The sequence below is a fragment of the Streptomyces sp. NPDC002734 genome (genome assembly GCF_040295685.1).
Taxonomy (GTDB): Bacteria; Actinomycetota; Actinomycetes; order Streptomycetales; family Streptomycetaceae; genus Streptomyces.
Genome location: NZ_JBEOVU010000022.1, coordinates 85,458 through 96,838, shown reverse-complemented (window position 1 = coordinate 96,838; position 11,381 = coordinate 85,458). Strand labels below are relative to the sequence as shown.

The 11,381-nt window shown below is 74.4% G+C and carries 8 protein-coding genes; 5 read left to right on the top strand and 3 right to left on the bottom strand.

All coding sequences use genetic code 11. The annotated features are described in order from the left end of the window. Positions 1–129: 129 nt before the first annotated feature. Complete coding sequence (locus tag ABT026_RS20620) at positions 130–1,695, bottom strand: serine hydrolase domain-containing protein (protein ID WP_351116181.1); 1,566 nt, start codon at positions 1,693–1,695, stop codon at positions 130–132. 635 nt (positions 1,696–2,330) lie between these two features. On the opposite strand from ABT026_RS20620, the gene ABT026_RS20615 reads away from it, so the two are divergent. Genes ABT026_RS20615 through ABT026_RS20605 form a run of 3 tightly spaced genes read left to right on the top strand, consistent with a single transcriptional unit; the run spans position 2,331 to position 6,233 of the window. After that, a complete protein-coding gene (locus tag ABT026_RS20615) occupies positions 2,331–3,182 on the top strand; it encodes an ABC transporter ATP-binding protein (protein WP_351116180.1) in 852 nt (283 codons plus the stop codon). After that, a complete protein-coding gene (locus tag ABT026_RS20610) occupies positions 3,179–4,180 on the top strand; it encodes an iron-siderophore ABC transporter substrate-binding protein (protein WP_351116178.1) in 1,002 nt (333 codons plus the stop codon). The genes ABT026_RS20615 and ABT026_RS20610 overlap by 4 nt, the downstream gene beginning before the upstream one ends. A gap of 4 nt (positions 4,181–4,184) precedes the next feature. Further along, a complete protein-coding gene (locus tag ABT026_RS20605; RefSeq protein WP_351116177.1) occupies positions 4,185–6,233 on the top strand; it encodes an iron ABC transporter permease in 2,049 nt (682 codons plus the stop codon). A gap of 141 nt (positions 6,234–6,374) precedes the next feature. Here ABT026_RS20605 and ABT026_RS20600 read toward each other — a convergent pair whose 3' ends face one another. Then, entirely contained in the window at positions 6,375–7,061 is a 687-nt protein-coding gene (locus tag ABT026_RS20600) for a TetR/AcrR family transcriptional regulator (protein WP_351116176.1), read from the bottom strand. A 164-nt stretch (positions 7,062–7,225) separates the two neighbouring features. Between ABT026_RS20600 and ABT026_RS20595 the strand changes: the two genes are divergently transcribed. Continuing rightward, the gene (locus tag ABT026_RS20595) at positions 7,226–9,487 is read left to right on the top strand and encodes an ABC transporter permease (RefSeq protein ID WP_351116175.1); all 2,262 of its coding nucleotides are present in this window, start codon (positions 7,226–7,228) and stop codon (positions 9,485–9,487) included. Positions 9,488–9,569: 82 nt separating this feature from the next. Here the strand turns inward: ABT026_RS20595 and ABT026_RS20590 are convergent, their stop codons facing one another. Further along, a complete protein-coding gene (locus ABT026_RS20590; RefSeq protein ID WP_351116173.1) occupies positions 9,570–10,409 on the bottom strand; it encodes an SDR family oxidoreductase in 840 nt (279 codons plus the stop codon). A 66-nt stretch (positions 10,410–10,475) separates the two neighbouring features. Here ABT026_RS20590 and ABT026_RS20585 point away from each other — a divergent pair, with 66 nt between their 5' ends. Beyond that, positions 10,476–11,114, top strand: coding sequence for a TetR/AcrR family transcriptional regulator (locus tag ABT026_RS20585; protein ID WP_351116171.1), 639 nt, complete (start codon positions 10,476–10,478; stop codon positions 11,112–11,114). Positions 11,115–11,381 lie beyond the last annotated feature (267 nt).

Here is an 11,381-nt window from a genome sequence, read left to right as displayed (position 1 = left end):
GTCCTTCGGAGCGGAACGGAACGGCGCGCGGCGTCGCCCGGCCCGGGCCTGGTCGGCGGCCGGGGCACGGCGGGGCGACGCGGCGGGGCCGCGTTCGGATGTGGGGAAGTGCTGCGGTGCGGGCGGGAGTTACCGCGGGGACGGCGGGACGCTCCGGTACCCGGGGGTGCGCGCGGGCCTCGGGGAGGGGCCCGCCGCGGCCTCGGCCCACACGGAGGGGGCCGGGACGGGCACGAGACCGCGCAGGTGCGGACCGGCCGGCACCCGGCCGGGCCTGGCCGCCCCACCGGAGTGACGCGGGGCGTGGACGCCCGGACCCCTGAGGTCCACCGGGCGGGCCTCCGGCTCGGCGCCCTGCACCCTGCGGGCCGCGCGCCCGGAGACCTGCACCCGGTCGACGGCCCCCGTCAGGGGATCGCGGTGGAAGTGCCCGCCGGGTTCACGGCGGCCGCTCACCGGGTCGGCCAGGTCGAACTCGAGGTCCGAGTGGCACACCAGCGGCAGCGGGACGTCGCCGTCGACGGAGAGGAACGGCCGGCCGGAGGCGTCGAGACCCACCCGGTACTCGACCGTGCCGTTGCGGTAGACGCCCGCGCAGCCGGCCGGCAGCGGGGCGGGGCTCCGGCCGTGTCCCGGGCGGGTCGCCGCGGGCGCCACCAGGCCGAGCGCGCCGAGTTCGCCGGCGAGCTCACGCCACAGGGCGGTCGCGGAACTCGCGTTGCCGGTGAAGGCGACGACGACACCGGAGAGGGGGTCGACGCGCAGGTGGCAGGAGGTTCCCTGGGCGTTGCCGTCGTGGCCGCACCACCAGCGGTCCTCGCCCCGGAAGAGGGCCGCGCCGGCGCCCCAGCCGTCGGCCAGCGCGCCGGGGCGCGCGCCGGGGGCCGGGCGGCGCATCGACTCCGCCGCGGCGGGCGGCAGTGCGGTGGAGTGGCCGGCGAGCGCCCGGCCGAGGGCCAGCAGGTCCCCCGCGCCGGCCAGCAGGGCGCCGGCCGGGGCCTCGACGGGAGCGAGGTTCTGCCCGACGGGCATCAGGCGGCCCGAGGCGGTGTTGCGGGCGTGACCGGCGGCGACGGGCCGGTCGGACGGGGGGTCCTGAAGGAGGAGCGGGCGTATGCCCAGCGGCGCGAACAGCAGGGCCCGTACCGCCTCCCGCCAGGTCATGCCGGTGACCTCCTCTACCAGACGTCCGGCGGCCACGTAGCCGGCGTTGGAGTAGGAGAAGCCGCTGCCCGGCGCGAACAGCAGGTCGCGCGGGGAGGAGACCGAGGCCAGGAGCCGCGGCGCGGTGAGTCCGGCGGCGGTGTCCGAGTCGGGCCCGGTCGGCAGCCCTGAGGTGTGGCTGAGCAGGTGACGCACGGTCACCTCGGGTATCGCCCGTAGTTCGGGCAGCGTCGCGGCGGCCGGCTCGTCGAGGTCGATGTCGCCGTCGTCGGCGAGCACCGCCACGGCGGCCGCCGTGCAGAGCTTGGTCACCGAACCGGTCGGCACGACCGTGTCCGGAGTGAAGGGGGCGCCGGTGGCGGCGTCGGCGGTGCCGGTATGGACGCCGATCACCTCGGCGCCGGTGTGGACGGCGAGCTGGGCGCCCGGCACTCCGTGTGCGCGGGCCAGTTCGTCGAGGCGGTTCTGAAGCGTGCTGCGGCCGAGGGAGGGGCGCCCCTCGGCTACGTGTGTAGGGGGCACGTGCGGCATGGAGCGGGGCCTCCTGGGAAGTCGTGCTCTGTTGATGACGCACCGGCCGGAACGGGGACGGATCCGGACGGGTGGGGACGTGCGCCGCACGTTCGCGACGGTGATGCGCGAAGCCGGCCCGGGGGGACCGGCCTCCAAGGCCGAGTCAGAGGTTAAGCACAACTCTCGCTTTGTGTCTGCTAACTAGTGATTCCGGACCATACACATCCAGACAGTGACTATGGTGTGTAAATCAGTCCATGTTTTGACCGTAAGTAATCTTCTGTGCACGAGTTCGCCGCCGCCCCGTGATTCCCGTCCGGCTCCGGCGGCGCGTCCCGCACGGCCTCGACGCCCGCACCCGAGACACGTCAAGGGCCTCCGAGCAGCCAGGAGTCGGCCACCACGCCTCGTCGGCCGACCGTGGGCCGCGATCAAGCGTTGACCGGCACCTGACAGGCCGGGACAGAACGCATATGCCGTCGCGGAGTGCCATGACCGGAAGCCTCCACCGACGGAGACCGAACAATGACCTTGCCCCCGCGCCGCCGCGCGGCCCGGAGGGGGGCGAGCGCCGTCGAACCCCTGACGGAGGCAGGTTTAGGTTAGGCTAACCTAAGGGCGTGAGAGCCGAAGAGACCTCCCAGGTCAGACCCATGCGTGGGCACCGACTCACGGCGACCGAGGTCACCGTGGCGTACGACGCCGCCCCTGTCGTCCACCAGGCCGACGTGACCCTGCGGCCGGGCGAGGTGACCGTCCTGGCCGGCCCCAACGGCAGCGGCAAGTCCACGCTGTTGCGTGCCATGGCCCGCCTTCAGCAGGCGCGCGGCGGCAGTCTCACCCTCGCCGACGAGCACGCCGACGGGGAGCGGGAGACCGACGCGCTCGCCCTGACGGCCCGTGAGTTCTCCCGCCGGGTCGCCCTGCTGACGCAGGCGCGCCCCACCCCCTCCGGTCTCACCGTGCGCGACGTGGTCGAGTTCGGCCGCTACCCGTACCGGGGCCGCTGGGGCAGGTCCGATCCGGGCGGCACGGCCGCCGTCGACCGGGCACTGGCCCTCACCGGTACCACCGGCCTCGCGGACCGCGGCGCCGAGCACCTCTCCGGCGGCCAGCTCCAGCGCGTCTGGCTGGCCGGCTGCCTGGCCCAGGAGACCGGCGTGCTGCTGCTCGACGAGCCCACCACCTACCTGGACCTTCGCTACCAGGTCGAACTCCTCGACCTGATCCGCGACCTGGCGGACGACCACGGCATCGCCGTCGGGGTCGTCCTCCACGACCTCGACCAGACGGCCGCCGTCGCCGACCGGGTCGTGCTCCTGCACGACGGCCGGGTCGTCGCGGACGGCACGCCCGCCGAGGTCCTCACCCCCGAGCGGCTGACCTCGACCTACGGCATCCGCATCGAGGTCGACACCGACCCCCTCACCGGCCACCTGCGCACCCGCGCGGTAGGCCGGCACCACACCCGCACCACGTCCGAAAGGCTCCTCCCCTCCTCATGAAGCGTCACTTCCTCGTCGCGGCCACGGCCGCCGTCGCCGCCCTCGCGCTGAGCGCCTGCGGCACCACCGAGCCCGCCGCCGACGCCAAGGGCGCCCAGGACGGCAAGAAGGCGAAGGCCGTCACCCTCACCGACGCCTCCGGCGCCAAGGTGAAGCTCGACGGCCCGGCGACCAAGGTCGTCGGCACCGAGTGGAACGTCGTGGAGAGCCTGCTCTCGCTCGGCGTCCAGCCGGCCGGCGTCGCCGACGTCAAGGGTTACCAGCTGTGGAACACCGCCGTCCCGCTCGGGGGCGAGCCCAAGGACATCGGCACCCGCGGCGAGCCCAGCATGGACACCGTCGCCGCGCTGGCGCCCGACCTGATCGTCGCCACCACCGACCTTCCGGAGGCCGCCGTCAAGCAGCTGCGCGACGTCGCCCCGGTCCTCCAGGTCCGCTCGGCCGACGGCGCCGGCCAGATCGACCAGATGCTGGAGAACGTCGACCTCATCGCCAGGGCCACCGGCACCGAGGACAAGGCCGGGCAGCTGCGCGAGCGGTTCGACGCCAAGCTCGCCGAGGGGAGGAAGGCGCTGGACGAGGCAGGCCTGGCCGGCGAGGGCATAGCCTTCGCCGACGGCTACGTGACGTCCAACCAGGTGTCGGTCCGCCCCTACACGGCCACCTCCCTCATCGGCGAGGTCAACACCGAGCTGGGGCTGAAGAACACCTGGAAGATGAAGGGCGACGAGTCCTACGGCCTGGCCTCCACCGACGTCGAGGGTCTCACCAAGCTCCCGAAGGACACCCGCTTCGCCTACATCGGCAGCGACGGCGACGAGAACAGCACGCCGTTCGCCGCGGGCGGCGTCCTCAAGGACAACGCCGTGTGGAAGTCGCTCCCGTTCGTCGAGTCGGGCGACGTGCACCGTCTCGACGACGGCATCTGGATGTTCGGCGGTCCCGGCTCGATGGAGGCGTACGTCGACGCCCTCGTCGAGGCGCTGACGAAGAAGTAACGCCATGGCCGTCACCGCACCCAGAACAGCCACCCCGGCCGCGGCCGCGGTGACGGCCGCACTGGCCCTGCTGGTCGCCGTCCTCGCGGCGGTCGACGTCACCCAGGGCACCGCCGCGGCGGGCGCACCCGAGCTGTGGAAGGCGCTCACCGGCGCCGCCGACCCGGGCGACGCCTCCGTGGTGATCGCCTCGCGTCTGCCACGCATGGCGGCCGGCCTGCTGGTCGGCGCCGTGCTCGGCATGGCCGGTGTCGCCCTGCAGGCCGTCAGCCGCAACGTGCTGGCCTCCCCGGACACCCTGGCCGTCAACGCCGGCTCCTACCTGGCCCTCGGCGTGGCCGCCGTCACCGGGGTCTCCCTGCCCCTGCTGGCGTCCTCCGGGATCGCCTTCGCCGGGGGTCTCGCCGCGGCGGCGGTGGTGCTGTCGCTGTCGGGGCTCGGCGCGGGCACCGTCCGCCTGGTCCTCGCCGGCAGCGCCCTGACGCTGGGCCTGACGGCTGTCACCCAGGGCCTGTTGCTCCTCTTCCCCGAGCAGACCGAGGGCCTGTACGCCTGGAACCAGGGCTCCATCGCCCAGAACGGCTTCGACGGCGTCCTGCAGATGCTGCCGATCGCGGTGGTCGGTCTGGTCGGACTGCTGCTGACGGCGCGGCGCGTGGACGCGCTGGCGCTCGGCGACGACGCCGCCCGCGGACTGGGCGTCGACGTCCGCACCACCCGGGTCGCCGTGGTGGTGCTGGCCTCCCTGCTGTCCGCGGCCGCCGTCACCCTCGCCGGACCGATCGGCTTCGTCGGCCTCTGCGCCCCGGCACTGGTGCGGCAACTGGCCCGCCGGGTCCGCCACTTCACCCGGCTGCGCGGGGCGGTGCCGCTCGCCGGACTCGCCGGCGCCGCGCTGGTCCTCGGCTCCGACGTGGTGCTGCGCGCCCTGGTCCCCGACGACCTCTCGGTCGCGGTGCCGACCGGGGTGGTCACCAGCCTCGTCGGCGCGGTCTTCCTGGTGGTGACCGCGACCCGGCTGCGGGAGGGCGCCGAGTCCGCCGCGCCGGACCGTCTGCGACTGCGCAGCCGCCAGGTCTTCGTCACGGTGCTGTCCGCGCTGGTGGTGCTGCTGGTGGGCGTGATCGTCGCGGCCGTGCTGCTGGGCGACGCCAAGCTGCTGCTCGGCGACGTCGCCAACTGGGCCCAGGGCAGGTCCGGCCGGGCCGTCACCTTCGTCCTCGACACCCGCGTCCCGCGGGTGGGCGCGGCGCTGCTGGCGGGCGCGGCCCTCGCGCTGGCGGGGACGCTGGTGCAGGCCGTCACCCGCAACCCGCTCGCCGAGCCCGCGGTGCTGGGCGTCTCGAACGGCGCCGCGCTGGGTGCGGTGCTGCTGGTGACCTCGGTCCCGCTCGCCGGTTCGTGGGGCGTGGCGGGCGCCGCGTTCGCGGGAGCGGCGGTGTCGTCGGTGGTGGTCTTCGGGCTCGCCGCGCAGGGCGGCTTCCGTCAGAACCGGCTGGTCCTGGTCGGCATGGGCGTCGCCACCGCGGCGACGGCGCTGATCAGCCTGATCATCGTGCTCACCGACCCGTACAACGCCACCAAGGCGCTGACCTGGCTCTCCGGTTCCACCTACGGGCGCACCTTCCCGGACCTGCTGCCGCTGGCCCTGGTGCTGGTCCTCGGCGCCGGCGTGGCGGCCGCCCGGCGCACGGAGCTCGACCTGGTCTCCCTGGACGAGGACACGCCCAGGCTGCTGGGCATCGGTCTGTCCCGTGAGCGCCTGGCGCTGCTGGTGCTGAGCGTGCTGCTCAGCGCCACGGCGGTGGCGGCGGCAGGCACCATCGGCTTCGTCGGTCTGGTCGCCCCGCACGCCGCCCGGGCCCTGGTCGGCCGCCGCCACGTGCGGGTGGTGCCGGTCGCCGTCCTGCTCGGCGCGGTGCTGGTCTGCGCCGCCGACCTCCTCGGCCGCACGGTCATCGCCCCGGCGCAGCTGGGCGCGGGCCTGATGACCGCGCTGATCGGCACGCCGTACTTCCTCTGGCTCCTGATCCGGAGCCGCGGCGCCCGCTGACGCCTTCCGGAGCCGCGGAGCCCGCCGGCTCCCCTCCCCCGTTTCCCCCGCTTCCCCGCTCCCCGCTTCGGGCGCCCGGTGACGCCACCGGGCGGCCGTACGCCGTCCGGGCCAGGACCTCCGTCGGGCGAGGACGCCGCGCTAGCCCTCCCGGCCGGCGGCCCCGGCCCCTCCGCCCGCCCCGGCCGGCCGGGCCGCCGTCGCGGCGGCGGACCGTGGGCGGCTGACGGGGGCGAGGAGCATGCCGGCGATGGCGTCGGAGAGGAAGTCGCCGACGCCGGGCCAGTCGGGCTCCTCGCCGTCCCGCTCCGCCTTCTCCTCGATCTCCGCGCAGGCGGAGTTGACGAGGTGGGCCATCAGCATCGTCCTGCCACGCACCACGGCCGGGTCCAGATGACTGAGCCGGGCGCCCACCGACTGCCCGATCCGGGCAGTGGTCGGCGCGACCTCGGAGGTCCGGCGCATCAGCCGCGAGACCGACGGATCGTGCAGCGCCAGGCTGAAGAAGCGGGCCCGCCAGGTCGGCCGCGGCAGTTCCGCCATCACCTCGGTGACCGGGACCACCAGTGCGCGGACGTCGTCCAGCAGCGAGGCCGAGCCCTCGTCGAACATGACCCGGCTGCGCTCCTCGATCTCGGCCAGATGCCGGTCCACCAGCGCGCGCAACAGGCCCTCACGGCCGCCGAAGTGGTAGCCCACGGCCGAGTGGTTGCTGTTGCCCGCCGCCTCCGCCACCTTCCGGTCGGAGACCTGGGCGATGCCCTGTTGGGCGAACAGCCGCTCGGCGGCGTCGAGCAGGGCGCTGCGAGCCCTCTCCGATCTGGCCATGGACGGCTCCCGGGCTGGGTGTGAGATGTGCGACGTTCAGCGCCAAGTTAACCCACCCGCACCCTCCCCCGGCAGATAAGTCACCTGACTTGATTTACGCTGGACGCCTCGCGAATAAGTCGCATGACTTAGTTCGACGTGCCGCACGGAGGAGCACCCCACCCTTGGACACCACCACCGCGCCCCCCGCGGCCCCGGAAGCGTCCGGCGCCGCCGGACAGCCCGCCGGGCGTCCGCCGGAGGACCGCAGAACCCGGATCGGGCGCTACGTCGCCCTGTTCGTGATGCCGTTCCTGATGGTCACGATGATGTACGCGAGCTACGTCGGGACCATGCACGAACCGACGCCCGACCATGTGCCGGTCGCGGTCGTCGGCTCGGGACCGGCGGCCGAGGCGGTCGTCGCCGCCCTGGACGACGCTCCGGGCGGCGCCGTCGACGCCCGCCTGGTCGGCAGGGCCGACGAGGCGGCCGACCTGCTGCGGGACCAGGAGGTCGCCGGCGTCCTGGAGATACCCGCCGGGTCCGGCGAGGGCGGCAAGGCGGTCGTCACCACGGCGTCGGCGGGAGGCGCCTCACAGGCGAGCACCGTCAAGCAGCTCCTCGCCCCGGTCACCGTGGAGCAGGGCTGGGACGTCGAGACGAGGGACGCCGCTCCCCTGCCCGACGGCGACATGGCGGGCATAGCCGTGCTGTTCGCGGCGATGGGCATGATGCTGGCCGGTTACGTGCCGCTGAGCGTCCTGACCATGTCGATGCCCTACCTGCTGTCGGTGCGGCGCTTCCTGCCGCTGGTGGCAGGCTGGTCGTTCCTGACCAGCAGCGTCATCTGGCTGATCCTGGGTCCGCTGGTGGGCGCCGTCGACGGTCACTACCTGCAGTTCGTGGGCGTCGGCATGCTGGCCACCATGGCGGTGGGCTGCGCCCAGATGCTGTTCACCAAGCTCGTCGGACCCCTGGCGGTGCTGTTCGGCATGCTGCTGTGGGTGTGCTTCGGCATGCCCTCGTCCAACCTGGCCCTGTCGGTGCACACGATGCCGGGCTTCTTCCAGTGGCTGCACGGCGTGCTGCCGCTCCCGGCGGCCGGCGAGTCGCTGCGCGCCCTCCTCTACTTCGACGGCCGTGGCGTGGGCGGCCACCTGATCGCCCTGGGCGTCTGGCTGGTGGCCGCGCTGGCGCTCGCCCTGCTCAAGGAGCGCAAGGGCCACCTCATCCCCGCCGCTCCCCCGGTCACCGACGGCGGCACCCCGCTGCCCGCGCTCGCCGGCGGGCCCGTCCGGCCGCTGTGGATGCGCCGCTTCGCCGCGATCGCGTTCCCGCTGTCGATCCTGGTGATGGTGGTCGGCCTGATGGGCGCCTCCATGCACAAGCCGCAGATCCACGACATGCCGGTGGCCGTGGTCGGCGCGAGCACCCAGCAGGCGGAGCAGGTGACGGCCGCGCTCGAGCCGAAGCTCGGCGGGATGCTGGAGCTGTCCAGCGGCGACTCGGTCGACGAGGCGCGGGAGTCGGTCCTCGACCAGGAGATCGTCGGCGCCTACGTCCTGCCCACCGAGCGCGGCGGCCCGGCCACCCTGCTGACCTCCTCGGCCGCGGGCAACAGCCAGCACATGGCGCTGGGCCAGATGTTCCAGCAGATCGCCGCCGCGTCGAAGACGCCGCTGAAGACCGAGGACGTCAAGCCGCTGACCGGGCACGACACCATGGGCAGCAACAGCATGTACGTCGGCATGGCGTGGATCATGGCCGGGTTCCTGCTGATGGCCGTGCTGCGCGGCGGCGCCCCGGAGCTGACCCGGACCCGGCGGATCCTGCCGTTCCAGGCGGGCTGGGCGATCGGCATCTCGGCCTGGCTGTGGCTCCTCTTCGACGTCATGATCGGCGCGATCGACGTCCCGGCGTGGGAGTTCATCGCCTACGGGTCCCTGTCCGTGTTGAGCGTGTCGCTGGCCACGGCGGTGTTCACCCGCACGGTGGGTCTCGCGGCCATCGTGCCGGTGATGGTCGTCATGATGCTGGCGGGCGTTCCCGCCTCCGGCGGCGGCATGTCGATCTACATGGTCCCCGAGATCTTCGGCCACCTGAAGGACGTCCTGCCGTTGCCCGCGACCGTGGACATCGCCCGCAGCATGGTCTACTTCGACGGCCACGGCATCGGGCGGAACCTGCTGACCATCGGCATCTGGGGCGCCGCGGGCCTGGCGCTCAACTTCCTGGTCGACCTGTGGCTGAAGCGGCGCGAGCGGCGTGCCGCCCCGCCCGCCGGGGACGGCGCGCCCGCGGCCGGCGCGGTCGGCACCGTCGAGGGCGACGGTCGGGGCGCCGCGACGGGTCCTGACGCGGGGGCCGAGGCCCGGGACGGCCGGGAGACCGGCGGCGGAACCGGCGGCGGTCTCCCGGAGCCGGAGCCCGCGGTGGCCCACTGACGGGCAGGGGCACGAAGCGGTGAGGGGCGGTCCGGACTTCCGGACCGCCCCTCACCCGTGGAAGGGGGGAGGGCGCGGGCCGTCAGCCGCCCGGGGTGAGGCGACCGGAGCGCAGCGCGGCGACGACGCCGCCGTCGACCAGCAGGTCGTTGCCCGTGATGAAGGTGGCCCCGGGGCCCAGCAGGAAGGCCGCGGCGGCCGCGATGTCGTCCGGCGTGCCCACCCGGCCGGTGCCGGACGCCTCCACCATGGCCCGCATCTGCGCACCGCTGTCCCCGGCGAGCTCCTGCCGGCCCATCGGCGTGGAGATGACGCCGGGGCTGACGGAGTTCACCCGCGCCCCGCGCCTGCCCCAGTCGTGGGACGCGGCCTGCACGCGGAGCCGGTTGGCGTACTTGGCGAGCGGATAGGCGCCCTGCGCGCCGAGCCGGTCGGCGTCGAGGAAGGGCAGGTCCAGCAGGTCGTCGGCCGGGGTGTGGGCCAGGGCCTGCTCCAGGTCGGCGCCGAGCGCGGCGGGCGGCACCATGTACCCGGCCATGCTGGCGATCATCACGCCCGCGCCGCCGGGCGCGATCACCCGGCCGAACTCCTCGAGGACCAGGGCGGTGCCCAGCAGGTCCACGGCGAGGATCGCCTTCGCCGGCGCCTGCACCGGGGAGAGTCCCGCCGTGTGGACGACCTGGGCGACCGGCCCGAGTTCCGCGGCGGCGTCCGCCAGGGCGGCGACCGAGGCGCGCGAGGAGACGTCGACCGCCCGGGTGACCACCGAGTGGCCCTGTCCGCGCAGGTCGTCCGCCACGGATTCGAGGAGTTTCTCGTCGAAGTCCGCGAGGAGCAGGCTGCTGCCGGCTCCCTGACGACGGGCGACCGCCTGGCCCATCCCGCCGACGCCGATGACGACGATCACGTTGGTGCTGCTCATGAGCATCCCTTCATTACGTTACTTGTCGTACCGTAATTCATTCGGCGCGGATCTAGGATGGGCCGTATGGCATCGGAGCGGCGACGGGGCAGGCCCCGCGACACGGGGACGGACGAGGCGATCCTGGACGCCGCGGAGGGCCTGCTCCTGCGCGACGGGTACGCGGGGCTGTCGATGGAGAAGGTCGCGGCGGAGGCCGGCGTCGGCAAACCCACTGTGTACCGCCGTTGGCCGTCCAAGGCGACACTGGTCGGCGACGTCACGCGCCGCGCCGCCCTCGCGGCCGCGCCCGGGACCGACCTCCTGGCGCCGCCGCCCGGGGAGGCCGTGGAATCGCTGGTCGCCTGGTTCAGGGCGTACGCGCGGACGGTCGCCGACCCGCGCAACGGGGCCCTGGTGCTCGCCCTGACGGCGGCGGCCGCGGGTAGCCCGCAGGACGCCGAGAGCCTGTACCTCGGCAGCACCCGCGACCAGCACGGCGCCTTGGCCGCCCTGCTGCGCTCGGGGGTCGCGGCCGGCGAGCTGCGGGCCGACACCGACGTCGACGCGGTCGTGGGCGCGCTCATCGGTTCGAGTCTCTACCTCCTGCTCACCGGCAGGCCCGACGAGGCCCCCGACCGGGCCGAGGGGCTGGTCCGCGCCCTCCTGGACGGCGTCCGCACCCCGCGCACGCCGGACGCCGCGGTGCCGCACCAGCGCGGCTGAACCGCGGCGGCCCCTTCACGGCCCGCCGGAATCCCTTCGCGACCCGCCGCAGGGAGGGCGAGAGGTGGGGCCGCGCCCACCCGACGCCCCCACCGGGGCCGTACCTGCGCGAGAGTCACGCCCGTTCGGGTCTGCCGCCGCCCTGGGGCCGCGGCCCGTGCACCGCAACCGCGGGAGCCGGGGAGCCGGAGCCGCCGGACCTCACGGGCCGCGAGGAGCCGCCGGGCCGAGCCGCGCTCTGGACGGGGGTGCCGCAACCGTCCGGTG